The organism is Geoalkalibacter subterraneus (assembly GCF_000827125.1).
GTDB lineage: Bacteria > Desulfobacterota > Desulfuromonadia > Desulfuromonadales > Geoalkalibacteraceae > Geoalkalibacter_A > Geoalkalibacter_A subterraneus.
In genome coordinates this window covers 1,811,585-1,830,083 of the sequence record NZ_CP010311.1, presented here as the reverse complement: position 1 = coordinate 1,830,083, position 18,499 = coordinate 1,811,585, and the positions used below count along the sequence as shown (strand labels likewise).

Here is an 18,499-nt window from a genome sequence, read left to right as displayed (position 1 = left end):
GAAATAGAATTACGCGGAGTTTTTCAGCTCTCACTCCGGCCTTCGCTGCATAATTGACGAAGAACGTAATGCAGAATCCCGCCATGACGATAATATTCCATCTCCAGCGGGGTGTCGATTCGGACCTTTGCGGAAAAATGGACCTGGTCGCCGACCTGGCGAGTGGCGCATACCTTGACTTCACGTCGCCCTGCCTCTGCTTCTCCTGTCGATGCGCACAACGGCGACAGATCAAAATCAAATCTCTCTTCTCCGGTTAAATTCAGCGAGGCGATGGAATCTCCGGGCATAAACTCCAGAGGCAGAATCCCCATGCCGATCAGGTTGGAGCGGTGAATGCGTTCAAAGCTTTCGGCAATAACCACCTTGATACCTTGCAGGAAAGGTCCCTTGGCGGCCCAGTCACGGCTCGACCCGGACCCGTATTCTTTACCGGCAAGAATCAGCAAGGGCGTTGCCTCCCGCTGATAATCAATCGCGGCATCATAAATACTCACAACCTCATCGCCGGGCAAATGGCGCGTGTAGCCCCCTTCCACTTCGGGAACAAGCCGGTTGCGAATGCGCACGTTGGCAAAAGTGCCGCGCACCATGACCTCATGGTTGCCGCGGCGGGAGCCGTAGGAGTTGAAATCGCTCGGCGTTACCCCGTGATTCTTAAGATATATGCCTGCAGGCGAATCGTCCCGGATGCTGCCCGCCGGCGAAATGTGATCCGTGGTAATGCTGTCACCGAACACGGCCAGTGCGCGCGCGTTTTCAAGACGGGGCTTTATTTCCGGAACCGCGCGGGTCATTCCCTGGAAAAAGGTCGGCTGCCGGATATAGGTGGAATCGGGTTGCCAGGCAAAGCGATTTCCGGAGGGAACACTCAAGCTGTTCCAGGCTTCATCACCTAAGTAAATTTCACGGGCGTTTCTGCGGTACATTTCGGTGTCAATCGACGCGGCCACCACCTGTGTTATTTCTTCGTCGGACGGCCAGATATCGCGCAGATAAACAGGATTGCCCTGATCATCCTCTCCCAGAGGTTCTTTTTCGAGATTAATGTCGATGCGGCCCGCCAAGGCAAATGCCACCACAAGCGGCGGCGACATCAGGTAGTTGGCGCGCACTTCGGGATTGATGCGTCCCTCGAAGTTGCGATTGCCGGAAAGCACCGAAGCCGCGACCAGATCCTTTTCGCGGATGGCACGGGAAACAGGCTCCGGCAAAGGTCCCGAGTTGCCGATGCAGGTGGTGCAACCATACCCCACTACGTGAAAGCCAAGCTTTTCCAGCGGTTCATCCAGCCCACTTTTTCGATAATAATCCGTGACGACACGGGAGCCGGGAGCAAGGGAGGTTTTCACCCAGGGTTTGCAGCGCAGCCCCTTGGCAACCGCATTGCGGGCAAGCAACCCTGCGGCCGTCATGACGGCAGGGTTTGACGTATTGGTGCAGCTGGTGATGGCTGCGATGACAACCGCTCCATGTCCGATGGAGACCTCTTCGCCATTGATACGACAGGTGGCGACAGCACGGATCGATTCATTTTCGGATTGTTTTGCAGCCGGCGGCAGCAGGCCGGGCAGATCCCGGCGGAAAGCCTCCGCTGCTTCGGTCATCGCGATATGGTCCTGAGGACGGCGCGGCCCGGCGAGACTCGGAGCGACGGTCGAAAGATCAAGTTCGAGCGTTTCGTCAAAAAGCGGCTCAGGGGACTGAGCATCATGGAAAAGCCCCTGCGCTCGCATATACTGCTCCACCAGCTCCACACGCTCGGCAGAACGGCCGGTAAAGCGCAGGTATTCAAGGGTTTTATCATCCACCGGGAAGATCGCACAGGTCGCACCGTATTCCGGCGACATGTTGCCGATGGTGGCACGGTCGGCCACCGTCAGACGTGCGATGCCCGGACCGAAAAATTCAACGAATTTGCCGACCACACCATGCCGGCGCAATTTTTCGGTGACGGTCAGAACCAGATCCGTGGCGGTCACGCCGGGACGAAGACGGCCCGTAAGCCGGAAACCAACCACCTTCGGGATCAGCATGGTAACGGGTTGGCCGAGCATCGCCGCTTCCGCCTCGATCCCTCCGACTCCCCAGCCCAGTACGCCCAGACCGTTGACCATCGGCGTATGTGAATCGGTTCCCACCAGGGTGTCCGGATAGATTTGCGGATTGCCGTCGTTCTGCGGAGTGCCATCCTCTTTGAGGCCGAACACAACCCGCGCCAGCAGTTCAAGGTTGACCTGGTGGCAGATGCCTGCATTGGGAGGACTGACCTTGAAGTTGCCGAAAGCCTGCTGACCCCATTTCAGGAAGGCATAACGCTCGCCGTTTCTCTGGTAATCAAATTTCTGATTGATCGCGTAGGCGTCAGAGGAAGCAAAAGCATCGACCTGAATGGAATGATCGATGACGAGTTCGACCGGTTGAACGGGGTTGATTTTCTGGGGGTCACCTCCCAGGTCAGCCATGGCATCACGCATGGCGGCAAGATCCACAACCGCAGGCACGCCGGTAAAATCCTGCATGAGGATGCGCGACGGCAGAAAAGTGATTTCGCGGGAAGAATCGGTTCCCGGCCGCCACCCCGCCAACGCCTCGATGTCTTGCGCGCGTACAATCGATCCGTCCTCACGCCGCAGCAGGTTCTCCAACAAAATGCGCAGGGAATAAGGAAGGCGGCTGGGTTCATAGCCTTTATTTTCCAGGGCCGCAAGTTGGAAGATTTCGTAATCCACGCCCCCGATGCGCAGGGTGGACCGTGCATCAAAGCTGTTCTTCATGGCATCCTTCCCTTTCAACCGTTCAGTGGCTTAAGCCTGGAAAAACAAGCACCTCCGAATGCTGTCGAGCCATTAAGGGTGCTGAGTCACCGGTTCGCCACGGGGATCGACGATAACAAGAGTGCTTTCATCGCCGTCGTAGTGAGCCTTCCAAAGGGCATACAAGGCTTCAACGTCTCTGCGGCGCTCCTCTGCGGGGGCGGACAGCCAGGCGGGGGTTGCCGTCAATTCAACCCTGCCCTCGCCTCGATAGGCAACTCGGGCGAAAAAAACGTCACCAAGAATGTCGAGAATATCCAGATTGAGCTGTTCGATATCCTGAACAAAATTGTGATATGCAGGCGGCCTCTGCCGGGCGGCATCGGCGGGCACTTCCGAAGTCAAAAGGGATTCATGGATCCAGCCGCTTCCCCCGATCCAGGCGATTTTGACGCGAACCCAGTCTTGCTGGCGTTCAATTTCCGTCAACTCGTGCCCCTCGCCGATCTGCATCAGAACGGATCGAGTGGTTTCAGGCCCCGATCGCACGTTGACTCCGGAACCGGTCACGAAAAGACGATCGCCGCTTGCGGCGACACCGCCGGCGACATCGAGAAAAAGGCAGATGAAAAGCAGAAAAAACAGACGGCGAAACATGATTTGCGCTCTCCTTGAATACAACTCCAACGATTTTATGTCTTAAGTTGGAGGCTGGGATTAGCCGATGCCAACTTCTTGCCTGAGCAATAAACTTGTCAAGCTACGAAGCAATGCGACCAGTTTCAACGCTCAAAACAGCAGTATTTTCAGCATGAAAATTGTATCAGAACAAGTTAAAACAGCAAATTGAAACATTTTTAAAGAAAATTCCACTTCATAAAAAACAATGTTTGATTTTTACGAAAATCCATGGCTTAATTGTGATTAGTGTAAATAAATTTTTTAGCACTAATTTTGGAGGATCCAGTGAAACCAATTGTACAAGTTTATCAGGCTCTGGAAAAATCGTTTTTCAGCACACTGTCGCGCAAACTGGGGGGAAATCTCCTTTTCCTGTTTGCCTTGCCGACTGTGCTTCTCCTGATCCTTTATCGCGGTCTCGAAAAAATGAAGGCCGCCATGAGCAGCGCTGGTTTGCCGCCGGAAACAGCCGAGACCATTGCTTCAATCCAGAAACAGGTCTGGTTTGAGTCGCTGGTGGTGTACGGCCTGATCGCTGTTGCATTTATCTTCACTTTTGCCTTCCTGTGGTTTCTGGTTGTCCGGCCGGTCCGGCATTTGCGCGATTATTTCGGACGCATGGGGGGCAAAGAGGGCGACCTTTCTGAGAACATCCACTCGATCACCTACGATGAATTTAGGGAGCTGGCCGAAAACTGCAACAGATTTCTCGATAAACTGCGCAAAACAATCGTAGAAATCCGCCGCATGGGAATCCATATTGCGGTCAATTCCGTCGGCGTGGCCAAACAGGTCAAGGATGCCTCTAAAACCGCCGATGAGCAGAACATGATGGCCAACGACATCTTCGTCAGCAGTGAACAATCGAAATCGGCCCATTCCGATATTTCAGACAACACTCAGCAGGTCTGCGCTTCGACTTCCGAAAGCATCGATGTCGCGAGAAAGTCCTTCGGCGAGCTTGAGCAAGCCAATGACGGCATACAGATCATGAACCAAAAAATTGCACGCTACGCCGAGACGATTCAGACGCTCGATACCGAATCCCAGGAAATCCAGCATATTGTCGGGCTGATCAAAAGCATCTCTTTCCAGACCTCACTGCTGTCTCTCAATGCGGCGATCGAAGCGGCGCGTGCCGGGCAGGCCGGAAAAGGGTTTGCGGTGGTGGCCGACGAGGTAAAAAAACTTGCCGAACAGGTCAACAAGGCGAGTGAAAATATCGAGGTCAAAGTCAATGGTATTCTTGCTCATGTGCAGACAAGCCTGAGTGAAACTCAGGAAATTCAAGAATTTGCCAAAACGGCCGGGGTCACGATCGACGGTTCATGCCGCAGTTTTTCCAGGCTGATCGGTGATTTCGAGCAGAACGACAACCGTCTGCAGGGCATTACAGCGGCCATCGAACAGCTTTCGGCGGCCAACGAGGAAATTCACCAGAAAGTGACTTCGATTCATTCCGGCAGCCAGGAAGTCACCGTGCTGATGTCCCAATCCGAAACCGCCTCCCGCGATTTGACAGCGACCACGGAAAAGCTGCAGGAGCTTATGGCGGGATTCAAAGTGGGTGAAGGAATCCTGGAAGAGATGGTCGATACCACTAAGAAGTATGCCGGCATCTTCATGGAACAGCTCGATGAACTGCGGCAGCGCGGGCTCAATGTTTTCGACCGCAATTATCAGCGCGTCCCCGATGTCGAGCCACCCAAGTACCGCACCGCCTACGATCAGGCGATTGAGAAGCAGTTCCAAAAAGTCTACGACCAGATCGTGGCTGAAATCGGTCCGGCGACTTTCTCCCTGTGCGTGGACGAAAACGGCTATGCGCCGACGCACAACAGCAAATTCGCCCAGCCGCTGACCGGCGATCACGAGCATGATCTGAAAGCCAGCCGCGACAAGCGCATGTTCGATGACCCCACCGGGATTCGCGCCGCGCGCAACACCCGGGAAGTTCTGTTGCAGACCTACATGCGTGATACCGGCGAAATTCTTTGCGACCTTTCAGTGCCGTTAACGGTTGGAGGCCGCCACTGGGGAGCATTGCGCGTGGGCTTTGACCCGCAGAAGATGTGACAGGCGGAGTGACTCGTTCAACCTGTGGGGACGCAGCTCCCATGACAAGGGTGTCTGGCGCCAGGGAGGGCGCCAGTCAAACGGCCAGGGAAATGACTTGAGCGTTAATTTTTTCAGCTTCTTCCGCAACCTGGCGGTGGTGAGTGAAAAGAATCACCTGGTTGCGGGCGGCCAGCCGTGAAAGGGCTGCCAGGGTAGCGCAGGCCCGCTCCTCGTCGAAATTGATGAGGATGTCGTCCACGATAAACGGCATGGGTTCATTGCGCTCCAGGCGGTGTTCGAGGGATGCCAACCGCAGAGCCAGAAACATCTGGTCGCGCGTTCCAGAGCTCATGTTGTCGCTTGTGACCTGCTCCCCTTCGTTGCGCAATCCGACAATAATCGGCTCGCCCCGGTCATCGACATCGGCACGCAGACCGTCGAATGAATTCAGGGTCAGTTCGGCAAAATAGCTGCCTGCCAGCTTCAGAACGGGATCCTGGTTACGGGCACGGTAGTGTTCGATCTCTTCTTCGAGCACCCTCGCAGCGACCCGCAGGCGAACGTAACGATCACTCAGGCGTCTGATTTCGCTCAGCTTCTCTTCGGCCTGCTGTGCTTTAAGTGCCGCTTCCGCTCGACCGTCCATGCGCGCAAGTTCCGTGCGCCCCCGACCGACCTGCTCAGCAAAGTCCTGTATAGAATGGTCCAACGCATCCAGTTTTTCAGTCATGCGTCGCAGACGCTCCGGCAGGCTGTCCGGGTCGACGGCGCACACCTGCTGCTCAAATTCGGCCAGGGACATCCCTTCGGCCAACTCCGTCAAGCGTTTTTCCTCTTCGGCGATACGCTGCTCCAGGTCCTGTTTCTGAAGCCAGAGCTTTTCAGCGGCCTCGAGCCCCTCCTCGCTTCCGCACCCCGCCAGAGCGCACAACTCATCGAGTTCCGCCTGCGCCGTCTCGGCAGCAGCCGATGCCGTACGGATCTCGGCTTCGGCTTCTTCGATCGCATCCCGATAGGCCTGCAACCGGGTCTGCTGTTCGCGGGCACGACTCAGCAACGCATTGAGCTGCTCGACGGCCTGATCGACAGGCAGTGATTGTAACTGTGGAGCGACGAGCTGCAGCAGCGCCTGAACATCCTGTTTGAGTTGTTCGGTGTCACGGTCGATTCCAGCGATGCGTCCGGCATGTTCGGTGGCTTTATCAAGCTGATTCAGGCAACTCTCAACGCCTTCAAGGATCTCTTCCATCTCGGCGGGCATGATGCTGGTTTCAAGGCCGAACTCTTTGAGAATTGTCTGCCAGGATCGCTTCCAGTCATTGAGGATCCGCTCCCCACGGGCAACCTCCTGGTCAGCCTGCTGCAGTTCCTGCTCGATCGTATCGAGACGCTGCTGCAGGGAGCGGCGCTGCTGCGCAGATTCTTCGGAAGTCCGCACCAGAGCCAAGGCCGTATCTATGAGGGGATTGAGTTCTTCACCCTCAGGAGCGCTCTTCTGCAGGCGCACGATCTCGAGGCGCACAGGTTTAGCCGCCTCGCTGCGCTGACGGGTGAGCTCTTCCATGCGCTGCCTGTCCTCGACGATGCGCACCGCGGAAACCCGCAACGTCTCGATACGCGACAGCCAACCAGCCATTTCTTCAGGGGGGGTTGGTGCAACACCGCATTCATGCCAGAGTTCGCGCCACTCCTGCTCGAATTCCCGTTTTCGTGCCTCGAGTTCCGTGTGGTCGGCATCGAGTTGTTCCCGCAAAGCGTTCATTTCATTGCGCCGGGCTGTCAGGTGCGCAAAAGCCTGGACGCGATCCGCTTCTCGCCGCAGGCGATCTGCAACCGCATCAGCCTGGTCCACAGCTTCTTCATAGGCGTCATGAAGAGGCAGATGCTCGTGGTATTCACGGCTCGACGCTGTTACCTCTTCCCCGTCAAGCCATTGCCGCCGCAACAGATGCCAGCCGCGATCCCGGTACTGGCGCAAGCGCTTTAAATCGTTTTCGGTCAGGAGATCGCCCGTATTTTCCAGAGCTTCAAGTTCATGGGAGGTTTCCCGCAGCTTTTGTTCAACCTCCTGCCTGCGGCTCCTGAGATTGCGGCTCTCCTGGGCAAGTTCGCGGGCAAGAGAAACGAAACGATCCACCGTTTCAGCAAAAGGCAGAGCTAATGAGACGAGTTGGTCGGGAGTCCCCTGCCACAAACCGAGGCGACGGATTTCGATGTCGAAATTATTCTGCCGTTTCTCAAGATCCTGACGTCGCAGACCAAGATCCCGATCAATCTCCCCCAGGGCCTGGGCACGGGCCAATAGGGATTTGAGCTGCTGGACATCCGGTGCAGTGTTGAGCGCGCGCAGCGAGGACTCAAGAGCGGATTGTTCATTTTCGAGTTTTGTCCGGGCCTGTCGGGCATGCTCCAGCTTTTCCGTTGCGAGCAGGTGCTCTTGACCAAGCCTCTTGACAGCGGACCGACGCCGCAGAAGGTTGCGCAGTTCATCCGCCTGCTCCAGCGACAATCCTGGCAGCACGCTGCGCAGAATTCGGCCAGCTTCTGTTTTTGCCTGCACTCTTTTGCCTTCAAGCACAGGGCGGTCCACCATGGCTTTGCGGTAGGCCCCGACACGTTGATGAAGATGCCCCACGGTTTCGGCCTGATCAATCAACCCGCGGGGAGGATTCAGTTCATCAATCCTGGCTGAGAAGTCTTTATATCGCTCCTGTGCGGCACTCAGGCTTTGCCGCGCTGAACGCAGCTGATTGAGGGCCTGCTCGCGGCGTTGGTGAAAATCGTCGGGCAATGGTCGCACCTCGCCGAGTTCCTTGAGCTTTACCTGAAGTTCGCGCCTCAGGCCCAAAGGTGTAAACGCCTGCCGGATGCGTTCGAGGTGCCGCTGAGAGCGGCTGATCTCGGCGCGCTCCTGCTGGGCTTTTTCCAGGGACTGCAGCGCCTCACGCAAAGCCTTGTCATGCTCCTTGAATTCGCGGCTGCTGAGCGACAATCGATTGATTTCGCTTTTCAGGCTTGTGAAATCGCGCAGCGCCGCGTTGAGCACGGGCTTTGAGGCTCTGGTCTTGAACAGGGCGTCACTTTCTTGCTGCAGTTCGTTGAGAATTCGCCGGGGTGCGACGATTCCTGTGCCGGCGGAGAACAGGGTGCTGCCGGCATGGCCCTTGTCCTGGAGGAGCGCGGCGCCGCCGGCCACCAGGGTGTCATGATCCATGCCGAAAAGATGGCTGAACATGGCATGATCGATCCCATGCAGCAACGCATCGAGTTGAGCAGGATCGACAGGATTTTGGTCGGCGTCCAGCAAGTCCGCCTTGCGCTTTTTGCGCCGCGCAAAAAAGTGCGGGTTTCCTCGGCCATCCTCCAGGACGCCTGCGACCAGCAGCCGATCATTGGGGTGGATGAAATTATCGCTTGTTCTCTCCGGGAAACCATAGAAGAGAGCGGACAATGCCCTGAGGGTGCTGCTTTTGCCGGCCTCGTTGGGGCCGTAGATAATATGCAGCCCTGACGCCTCACCATCAAAGGCAAGCACTCGGTCTGTAAACGGGCCGAAGGCTTTAAGTTCGAGACGCCTGATTCTCATGATGGGCTCCCCTCCCCTATCAAACGCGCCCGCAGCAGATCGCGGATCTCATCGCGAAAAAGATCGAAGGAATCCTGATCAAAAACAAAGGTCTCAGCCAGTTCCGGGGGCAGTTTGGCGCGCAATTCGGCAATTTCGGGAATCTCTTCAAAAAATTCCGGGGTCAGTTCTGAAGCGCCGACCGCCTGCACCAACTCATCAAGAGAGGATCCGGATTCAAGTTCAGCGGCAGGATCGCGTTCAGGGCGCGTCCGCAGGATGACGTTTTCGAGCCACACATCGCCGAGCCCTACCGCCAGGTTGCGGCATTCCTCGATCCAGTGAGATTTTTCACGATGCAGGTACTCATGCATCGCGCTTGATCCCGAAAGCGTCAGGCGAACAGCCAGAGGTCGTCCATCGGCCTGCTCTCGGGCCTTTTCAAAAGATTCGCGTACCCTGTAAAGCAGATCCTCGTAAGTTTCACACCCCTGCAGGCATACCTCATTTTCGAACCAGCGGAACACATCGAGTTCACGCTGCTCAACCGAAGCGACTCTCCCTTCTTCCACGTGAACCAGCGTACAGCCCTTGGTCCCGGTCTCGCGGATGTGCCGTCCCTGTAACGCGCCGGGAAACACAACCCAGGGATCGTCGCACACCACTTCATGCTGGTGAACATGGCCCAGAGCCCAGTAATCGTAGCCTTTTCCGCGAAGGCGATCGAGCGTGGTCGGAGCGTAGGGTTCGTGGCCGGGGCGTCCGCTTAATGCCGTATGCAGAAGACCGATGTTGAACATCCCGGGTTCAGGCTCAGGATAATCGCAGGTCAGGTCCTCACGTACCTCGCGCACGGCATAACCCTGCCCGTGGACTGCCACACCGAGGTCCGGCAGCAGATGGGTTTCAGCATGACGTGTCGAAAAAACACGCACGTTGTCGGGGGGAGAAAGGTTGCGGGCCACAACGCTGGCTGCATCGTGGTTGCCTGAGATGAGAAAGACGCCGATGCCGGCATCGCGCAAGCGCCCCATGCAGCGCGAGAAAAACAGTCCGGTGTTGTAATCCTTCCAGTCGCCGTCGTAGATATCGCCCGCCAGAAGAACAAACGCCACGCGTTCCTCTATGGCGAGGTCAACCAGGTTTGCCAGCGCGCGGCGCGTGGCGCCCCGGATCTGTTCTACCGGCGCATCTGGATAGGTTTCAAGCCCGCGCAAGGGGCTGTCGAGATGAAGGTCAGCGGCATGGAGGAATTTAAACATCGGCAAAACCAAATCCTGGGGGTATTTGTTAAAAGAAAATCGATTTTAGCACAACTGGATGCCCGACTCACCATTTGCATTTTTGTGAAAATCATTTATTCGTAGATACAATGGGTTTGACGGCATGAGAACCACTTATCTCAAAATCAGGAGTGCCTACCTATGTTGAAAGCAGCCGCTCGCAACAGCCCCGAAAGCAATGGGCAGATACCGGCCATTTTTTCGTTTTTCGATGAGGTCTTCAACAATGCATCTTTGCCCCCGTTTGCCATAAGGCTCTGGGAAGGCTCGACCTGGAATTACGGCAACCAGGACCCGAAATTCACCCTGGAGCTCAAACATCCCGGCGCCCTGGACGCCCTTTTCCGACGCCCGACGGAATTGACCCTCGGTGAAGCTTATATCTACGATGATTTCGACATCCAGGGCGACCTGGAGGCCTGTTTCTATTTTGGCGACCACCTGATCGGTCAATCAAGAAGCATGAGCGAAAAACTGCGTCTGGCCGGACAGATCTTCCGCCTGCGAGCCGTCCGCAGAAGAGGCCCCGCTGAGAACCAGGCCGCCCGACTCCGCGGGCGACCGCACTCAAGGCAACGGGACGCTGAAGCGGTTCGTTACCATTATGATGTCTCCAACGACTTTTATCGTCTCTGGCTTGACCAGCGCATGGTCTATTCCTGTGCTTTCTTCCACAGCCCGCAGGACAGCCTCGACGAAGCACAGCTTCGCAAACTCGACTACATCTGCAGAAAATTGAGACTCAAACCCGGTGAAAGGCTTCTCGATATCGGATGCGGATGGGGCGGAATGATAATCCACGCCGCTCAGAATTACGGGGTGAACGCTCTAGGCATCACCCTGAGCGAGCCTCAGGCGCAGTTGGCCAATGCACGCATCCGCGAAGCGGGGCTGGAGGATCGCTGCAGGGTCGAAGTCTGTGATTATCGCGATCTGGATGAGAGCGAACCTTTCGACAAGCTGGTAAGCATCGGCATGTTCGAACACGTCGGCGAGCAGAACCTGCCCACGTACTTTGAAAAGGCTTATAATCTACTTAAACCCGGCGGTGTCTTCCTCAATCACGGCATTACGCTATCGATGATGAATCCGCCTACCAAAGGCCCCACATTCATCGACAAGTATGTTTTCCCGGATGGCGATCTACTCCCTGTGAGCACGTCACTGCGCATCGCGGAACAGAGCCGCTTTGAAATCCGGGACGTAGAGTGCCTGCGAGAACACTATGCCCTGACTCTGCGGAACTGGGTCGAACGCCTGGAAGCCAACCGCGACGCAGCCATCAGCTTGACGTCCCCGGTCACCTATCGAATCTGGCGCATTTACATGAGCGGATCGGCTCATGGCTTTAAAACCGGCCGTATCAGCCTGCACCAGACGCTTCTGGCCCGATCTGAGAGCAAAGAGGGTCCCGTGCCCCTGACCCGCTGTGACTGGTACCGCCCCTGCCCCAACGGCCATCACTGATCCGGGGCGAAGAGCCGCAGCGCCAGCAGAATCGAGCAGGCGATCACCACGCAGGCCGCAACAAGGATCTGATCAAAACCGATCCCCCTGTCCAGCAACCAGCCGAACAGCAAGGGGCTGACCGCAGTACCGATCAGCAGAAAAGTGGACAGCATGCTGCGGATGGCGCCCAGGGTTCGCACGCCGTACAACTCGGCCCAGAGTGCATTCTTGACGCTGACTCCCATCCCCTCGGTCATACCGGCAAAAAGCAGGTACACAAAGGGCGTCCACCAGGTGTCCATCCACCACAGGATTAAGAGCCCCGCCAGCAGCGGCAGCAGCAGAAAAGGAAACACTCGCCGCGCGCTGAATCGATCGACAAGGGGGCCGACCGTTAAAGAACAAACCACCCGGGACGTGGCAAAAAGGACAAATGCGCTGGCCATGATCTCCATGGACCAGCCTTTATGGTCGGCCAGCACCATCTGATAGAGAAACAGGCCGGTGAGCAGGAATGGGGAAAGCAGTGTCGCGGGAAGGATGAAATAGAAGCGGGGGTCCCGCAGGACGCCACGGCGATTCCATTTTTTACCGGCATCAACCGCCGATTCGCTTTGTTTTTTTGCCCAGAGTTCCGGATGCGTTTCGAGGGAGCCGAGCAGGATTCGCTGTAAGGGCACCAGCACTATCAAAATGAGGACGCCGATTGCGAGCCATGACCCGCGCCACCCCAGCCAGGCGATGAAAAAGGCGCCCAGCGACGGCAGAATCGCCTCCCCCAGAGGCAGCCCCAGCGCCGACACGCTCAACGCCTTGCCGCGTACCGTAACAAAGTAGCGCGCCATGGTGGTCTGTGCAGTGTGATTGGCCAGCCCCTGACCGAACAGACGCAGGCCGAACAGAGCCAGAAACAACATCCACACCGAGACGGTCGCCGACATCAGCAGTGCCGCACCGGCCAGACCCAGAGCCACCAGAGCACTGAAATGCTTAAGGTCGTAGCGATCGATATACTGACCGACCCACATCAGGGTCAGCGCCCCGCTCAAAGTCGCCGCTGAATAGATCCCCCCGAAAGAGGTATTCGTCAGATTGAACGCTGCGATCAGAAACGGCAGAAAAAGCGACAGGAAAAACGTCTGGCCGAAATTGGAAAAGAAGGAAAACAGCGGTCCGAAAAACGCCAGACGGGGGTTTTGGCGGATAAATTCAATGTATGTCATGAAAAGGCATATTACACCACTCACTATCTGGTGCAATGGAATTCAGATCGATAAAAATCCCGAGCTTTCGGCACATAGGAGTCCCCTCTGGGAGACGATAAACCAATCGCGGCTGAAGTCGCTCAGGAACTCGACCCATCATCGAATTCTCCAATACCTGATATAGAAAAATCCTGATATTTTTTCTTGACGAGCTTGAAATCCCATGCCACTATTTCACCGTTTTTCATGGGAAATAATACCTCAAGGAGAATTCAAACATGCGCAAACCTTTATTCCTGGCCCTGGTTCTTACTTTTTTTATGGCTGGCACGGCATTCGCCTACAACACCATCTCTGCCGATCGGGTCAAGGGCCTTATCGAACAACAGGAGGCTGTGATTCTTGTGGATATTCAGCCGGAGAAGGATTTCGCCGAGCATCACCTGATCGGCTCCATCGAAACCAACGCTTACCCCGTAAAAAGCGCAAAAGACAAAACCAAACTCGACAAGACCCTTCCTCTGATTGAAGATTCCACGGCTCCGGTTGTTGTGGTCTGCCCTCGTGGGGGCGGAGGAGCTCAGAAAGCTTACGATTATCTGAAATCCCAGGGTGTCGCGGAAGAGAGGCTGGTCATTCTCGAAGGTGGAATCTCCGGATGGCCCCATGATGACCTGATGACGCAGAAGCGTTGATCCTTCATGCCCAACGGGAATCCTGAAAAACGGAAAAGGTCTATGCAGGAATGGGAGCGGTCAATGGAAGAGATGGCCGCCCTTTGTACGTCCTGCGGCGAATGCGTTGCGCCCTGTGCCTTTCTTCAGCGGGAGGGAACACCGGGCGCTATTGCCGAACGTGGCTCCGGGGAGCATCATAACCTGCGCAAGGCCTTTCAATGTTCCTTGTGCGGGCTCTGTGATGCGCTCTGTCCGGAGAAGCTCTCCCCTGCCGCCATGTTTCTAAATATGCGCCGGCAGGCTGTTGCTTACGGACTTTTTGACCGCAGGGCCTACAAACCCTGGCTGAATTACGAGAAGTCGGGCGGCAGCGCCCTGTTTCGCCGCGGCCATATCCCGGAAGGGTGCACCACGGTTTTCTTTCCAGGCTGTGCCCTTCCCGGCCGCAGTCCGCAGATTGTCCTTGACCTCTATAAACGACTGCGGCACCTCGAACCCTCCGCGGGGCTGATGCTGGATTGCTGCGGAAAGATCTCCCATGACCTGGGATTGGAAAAAAATTTCTCTACGACAATCTCAAAACTTGAACAGCGCCTGGCAAATCGCGGCATCAAGTGCATCCTGACGAGCTGTCCGGGGTGCAGCAAGATCCTGCGAAAATCCGGGGCCCAATATGATGTCCTGAGTCTTTACGAAGTGCTGGCGACAAACGGGCAGACATCTGCCGTTGCGGATGATGCGCCGGTTGTCACCGTTCACGACGCCTGCCCTGCCCGCTTCGATGAAGCGCAGCAGCAGGCGGTGCGAACCCTGGTATCCCAAGCCGGTTTCAGGGTCGAGGAAATGGCGGAGACGGGACGAAGAACGCGCTGCTGCGGACAAGGCGGCATGGTGGAGGGATGCGTGCCGAGCACCCTGGCGCAGGAGGGGAAAATGATCATGGAGCTGGCCGGGGGACACCCCGTAGTCACGTCCTGCGCGGCTTGTGTCGACAGCCTCGAACGCCATCTGCCGACCATGCACGTTGCTGAACTTCAATCTTCGGGAATCAAAGCTCCCGCCCAATCGAAGTCTTCCGCCGGTCGATGGCTGAATCGGCTTAAATTGAAATTTGCGAGGCTGAAGTGATGGTCGTCTCCAGATTCATTCTGCCAGTTCTGACGGCGATGCTAATGGCGACATCCGCAGCCGCTCAGTCTGCCGACGAAATTGCGGTCGCACGTTTCGCGCAGGAAGATCTCTCTGAATGGAAAGTCAAAAAATTCGAAGGGCAGACAAACTATCGCCTGGTGGAGATGGATGGCCGCACAGTTCTCGAGGCACAGGCTCAAGGAGCGGCTTCCGGCCTGATCCGCGAGCTGTCCTTTGATCCGAAAAAATACCGTTACCTGAACTGGTCCTGGAAGATCCGCCACACCGTGGCCGGCGGCGATGCCCGGAGCAAACAGGGGGACGATTACGCGGCGCGCATCTATGTGGTGTTCCCCGGACGTTTCTTCTGGCAGACCCGGGCGCTGAACTACATTTGGGCCAACCGTCTGTCGCAGGGGGAGTTCGTCCCCAACGCATTTACTTCCAACGCCCGCATGCTGGCGGTGCGCTCCGGCAATGAACAGGCCGGCCAATGGCTCAGTGAACAGCGCGATATCGTCGCCGATTTTCGGCGTCTTTTCGGCGAGGACCCGCCGCAGGCCGGTGCCATCGCCATCATGACCGATACGGACAACACCGGTGCCGAAGCAACCGCCTGGTACGGCGACATCACTTTATCGGCCACGCCATGACCCGCTCCAGAATCCTGATCCTGTGCAGCGTTCTTCTGCTGGCTGCCCTCTTCTTTTGGCTGAACCTTGAGCAATATCTGACCCTGGAGGCCCTCAAGGCCAACCAGCGGAATCTGATGGATTTCTACGCTGACAACAAAACCTTGATGGTTGCGGCGTTCATGCTGCTCTATATCCTGCAGAGCGCCCTGTCTCTTCCCGGCGCAACAATCTTCGCGCTGACAGCGGGCGCGGTTTTCGGGCTCTTCCCCGGCGTTCTCTACGCTGTTTCTTCCGCAACTATCGGGGCGTCGCTCTGTTTTCTCGCTGTGCGCCACCTGTTTTCCGAAAAAGCCTCCAAGCGTTTCGGCTCTTCCCTTGATAAAATCAATCAAGAATTAAAGAAACGGGGCCTGAGCTATCTCCTCTTTGTGCGGCTGGTCCCTGTTTTCCCCTTCTTTCTTATCAATCTGGCCGCAGGCCTGACCCGCATGCCCCTGCGCACCTTCGTCACGGGCAGCTTCTTCGGCATGATTCCCGGCGGGCTGGTTTACGTCAATGCCGGCGCCAGCCTCGCGGCGATCTCGGAATTGAGCGATATTGTTTCTACACGGGTCATTTTATCCCTGTCCCTGATTGGCCTGCTTTGCCTGATCCCTTCCCTTTACAGCAGACTCAAGCCCCACTCTCAGGATTGATCCCGTGTTGCCCCCACAGAAAGAACCCCTTTGAAATCAGCTTCTCATTTTCATGCTTCCAGCGCTGCTCGCTTCACTCGGCTGCATTGATTCGTGACAAGATCAACCAGAAATGCCCAGAACGCATTCTGCTCAAGGGTTTCCGCAACAACGGCCGGAGGCAGGAAACGGCGCATTTCCGATAAAAAATCTTTACGAGAAGCCGGCTGTGTCTGCAGAAAAGTCTGACGTTCTTCCAAACGGCTCAAAAAATCGGAAAGATCCAGGCGCCGATCTGCAACTTTGCGCAAAACCAATTCAACCGGCAGAGCAATACCCTCCTGGTGCAACCATACAATATCCCACAAATCGCGGTTTTTCAGCCGATTCGGTCGCATCGCAAAAGCGACCATTTTGTCAGCGAAGATCTCTTCTCGGCTCTGTGCCTGCAGGATCAGACCCGACGTTCCCATATCCACCGCATAATGATTGCGCAGCATCATCGGACGCCGATCATGGCTGGGAAGCGCGCAGATATCGATATTGATGCGCTGGGCAGGCAGGTGTTTGCGACCGGGGCGCGTCACAACCCGTATTTTCCATGTATCGACGTTGCCCTCATCGCGAACCGGCGCACTGACATCCACGGGCAATCCATATTTGATTTTAAGCCGCTCCACCAAAAGGGGGCCAAGGTCTTCCAGAGCGGCTCTGGCAAAGTCGCCTCCGCCTGTGAAATCCAGATCCTCACTCAAACGCGGTGAACCGTAGCAGGTTCGCAGACAAGTCCCGCCAATAAATGTCAATTTCTGGAGGAATCCTGCACGGCTCATCTCACGCAGAATGTCATGCTGCAACAACTCTTTTTCCACAACAGCCCGTAAAGAGCCGAACTGCGGCAAGCTGTGGATCGTTTCATCGACCAGTTGATCAAACAAGCTCATCGGCGAGGCTCCAATCGATCAGATCCATGCTGCGTCGAGTCAGCTTCATATCCAGTAAAGCCAGCTTCACACTGGCCCGCCAGAGGCGACAATCCGGATCGTAACTTAACTGATCGGCAACATCGGCTGGTTTTCGTTTGGTGTGGATGAATTCAATATGTCCGAAATCGCCGCAATTCACAATATGGCTGCGCCCGGAAGACATCAGGGTAATCCAGTTCAGGGGTACCTGGGAGATAACCCCGGCATCACTCAGGACTGTTTCAAGGCTCAGGTAATTAAACGAATCGGCGCGCAGTTTCGCTGCGGTATGAAACAGAACGCGTCCTGCAGGGTAATTGACCCGCGGATAAAGATAGATTCCTTTGCAGATCCGTTTCAACACCCCGGCCCGTTGAGCACGGCTCAGCAGTGTTTTGAAAGCCCCCGAATCGGTATTCGGAAGAATGCCCCGCAGATCGTTCAAGGCAAACAGATAATTGTCTGCATTGGCATAGCGATCCAGAATTGTGCTGATCTTTTTCATCGGCTGCATAGGCAAAGTTCACATAAGGTGACTATTTTCATAACCTTATGTATACCACTCCTGCCTGCAACCTTCAACAACCTGCAAACGACAGCCTCAAATGCCCTGTTCGTTTCTTCATCCCTGAAACGCCACCTGCACATCCGCCCGGTGCGCGGGGTCGATCTTCCACAGGGTGCGCCGCGTGAAGTTGAACAGCCGCGCCACCAGCACATCGGGGAACTGATCGAGGCGGATGTTGTAGATATTGACCGCATCGTTGAAAAACTCGCGACGGTCGGCGATCTGGTCTTCGATCTCCGTAATGCGCGCTTGCAGATTGCGAAAGGCTTTATCCGCCTTGAGCTCGGGGTAGCGCTCGACGACCATGAACAGCGACCTCAGGGTGTCGGTCAGCGCATTCTGAGCCTGCAACTTCTCCTCGGTGCTGCCGGCCTGGTCGACCATGGAACGCGCCTTGACCACCGCCTCCAGGGTGCGCTGTTCATGCTGCATGTAGCCTTCGCACACCTTGATCAGCTTGGGCAACTCATCAAAGCGCTGCTTGAGCAGCACATCGATATTACTCCACGCCTTGTCGATGTTGTTTCTCATGCTGATGAAACCGTTGTAGATCACGATGACATAAAGCACCAGCGCGGCCAGGATCAAGGCAAACACGCCCAGGACAATCCATCCAGTCATGGTAAAACCCTTTCTTTAATCTAGATCCGTGAGATCGCCAAGGAACTGCCGATTTGAAGCGGCTTCCCGGATTTCACCGAGTGAGGAGTGAGGGGTGAGGAGTAAGGCGTAGAATCAAGGACGAAATCAGCTTTTACGCTTTTTCTCTTCACTCTTTAGCCTCACGCCTCAAGGATTCAAGTTTAACATAGAGATATTGTCCGAGGGACCGCAGGGCACGACGGTTGAGTT

The 18,499-nt window shown here is 56.0% G+C and carries 14 protein-coding genes; 6 read left to right on the top strand and 8 right to left on the bottom strand.

Going from position 1 to position 18,499, the window contains the following annotated elements; genetic code table 11:
- Positions 1-23: 23 nt before the first annotated feature.
- Positions 24-2,777 (bottom strand): aconitate hydratase AcnA, encoded by a 2,754-nt coding sequence (gene acnA, locus GSUB_RS08440; protein WP_040200251.1) that lies wholly within the window; start codon positions 2,775-2,777, stop codon positions 24-26.
- A gap of 72 nt (positions 2,778-2,849) precedes the next feature.
- Positions 2,850-3,413 (bottom strand): SH3 domain-containing protein, encoded by a 564-nt coding sequence (locus GSUB_RS18015; RefSeq protein WP_052464779.1) that lies wholly within the window; start codon positions 3,411-3,413, stop codon positions 2,850-2,852.
- A gap of 309 nt (positions 3,414-3,722) precedes the next feature.
- Here GSUB_RS18015 and GSUB_RS08430 point away from each other — a divergent pair, with 309 nt between their 5' ends.
- On the top strand, positions 3,723-5,513 hold the full coding sequence (locus GSUB_RS08430; RefSeq protein WP_052464777.1) for a methyl-accepting chemotaxis protein: 1,791 nt from the start codon (positions 3,723-3,725) through the stop codon (positions 5,511-5,513).
- 76 nt (positions 5,514-5,589) lie between these two features.
- Here the strand turns inward: GSUB_RS08430 and GSUB_RS08425 are convergent, their stop codons facing one another.
- Positions 5,590-9,081 carry an ATP-binding protein gene (locus GSUB_RS08425; protein ID WP_040200249.1) on the bottom strand — a complete coding sequence of 1,164 codons (3,492 nt, stop codon included), beginning with the start codon at positions 9,079-9,081 and terminating at the stop codon, positions 5,590-5,592.
- Positions 9,078-10,322 carry a metallophosphoesterase family protein gene (locus GSUB_RS08420; RefSeq protein WP_040200247.1) on the bottom strand — a complete coding sequence of 415 codons (1,245 nt, stop codon included), beginning with the start codon at positions 10,320-10,322 and terminating at the stop codon, positions 9,078-9,080. Before GSUB_RS08420 ends, GSUB_RS08425 begins: the two co-directional genes overlap by 4 nt.
- 162 nt (positions 10,323-10,484) lie before the next feature.
- Here GSUB_RS08420 and GSUB_RS08415 point away from each other — a divergent pair, with 162 nt between their 5' ends.
- Entirely contained in the window at positions 10,485-11,810 is a 1,326-nt protein-coding gene (locus tag GSUB_RS08415; protein ID WP_084211888.1) for an SAM-dependent methyltransferase, read from the top strand.
- Here GSUB_RS08415 and GSUB_RS08410 read toward each other — a convergent pair.
- A complete protein-coding gene (locus GSUB_RS08410) occupies positions 11,804-13,015 on the bottom strand; it encodes an MFS transporter (RefSeq protein WP_040200245.1) in 1,212 nt (403 codons plus the stop codon). The genes GSUB_RS08415 and GSUB_RS08410 overlap by 7 nt on opposite strands.
- 260 nt (positions 13,016-13,275) lie before the next feature.
- Between GSUB_RS08410 and GSUB_RS08405 the strand changes: the two genes are divergently transcribed.
- From GSUB_RS08405 to GSUB_RS08390, 4 genes are all read left to right on the top strand, one after another.
- Complete coding sequence (locus tag GSUB_RS08405) at positions 13,276-13,692, top strand: rhodanese-like domain-containing protein (protein ID WP_040200243.1); 417 nt, start codon at positions 13,276-13,278, stop codon at positions 13,690-13,692.
- A gap of 63 nt (positions 13,693-13,755) precedes the next feature.
- Positions 13,756-14,802 carry a (Fe-S)-binding protein gene (locus GSUB_RS08400; protein ID WP_158414064.1) on the top strand — a complete coding sequence of 349 codons (1,047 nt, stop codon included), beginning with the start codon at positions 13,756-13,758 and terminating at the stop codon, positions 14,800-14,802.
- A gap of 44 nt (positions 14,803-14,846) precedes the next feature.
- On the top strand, positions 14,847-15,458 hold the full coding sequence (locus GSUB_RS08395) for a DUF3047 domain-containing protein (protein ID WP_235269763.1): 612 nt from the start codon (positions 14,847-14,849) through the stop codon (positions 15,456-15,458).
- Positions 15,455-16,135, top strand: coding sequence for a TVP38/TMEM64 family protein (locus GSUB_RS08390; RefSeq protein ID WP_040200239.1), 681 nt, complete (start codon positions 15,455-15,457; stop codon positions 16,133-16,135). Before GSUB_RS08395 ends, GSUB_RS08390 begins: the two co-directional genes overlap by 4 nt.
- A gap of 50 nt (positions 16,136-16,185) precedes the next feature.
- On the opposite strand, the gene GSUB_RS08385 is transcribed toward GSUB_RS08390, so the two are convergent.
- The 3 genes from GSUB_RS08385 to GSUB_RS08375 form a co-directional block, all read right to left on the bottom strand.
- The gene (locus GSUB_RS08385; RefSeq protein ID WP_040200237.1) at positions 16,186-17,058 is read right to left on the bottom strand and encodes a nucleotidyl transferase AbiEii/AbiGii toxin family protein; all 873 of its coding nucleotides are present in this window, start codon (positions 17,056-17,058) and stop codon (positions 16,186-16,188) included.
- Positions 17,045-17,593 (bottom strand): type IV toxin-antitoxin system AbiEi family antitoxin, encoded by a 549-nt coding sequence (gene abiEi, locus GSUB_RS08380; RefSeq protein WP_040200235.1) that lies wholly within the window; start codon positions 17,591-17,593, stop codon positions 17,045-17,047. The genes GSUB_RS08385 and abiEi overlap by 14 nt, the downstream gene beginning before the upstream one ends.
- 108 nt (positions 17,594-17,701) lie before the next feature.
- The gene (locus GSUB_RS08375) at positions 17,702-18,268 is read right to left on the bottom strand and encodes a LemA family protein (RefSeq protein ID WP_040200233.1); all 567 of its coding nucleotides are present in this window, start codon (positions 18,266-18,268) and stop codon (positions 17,702-17,704) included.
- Positions 18,269-18,499 lie beyond the last annotated feature (231 nt).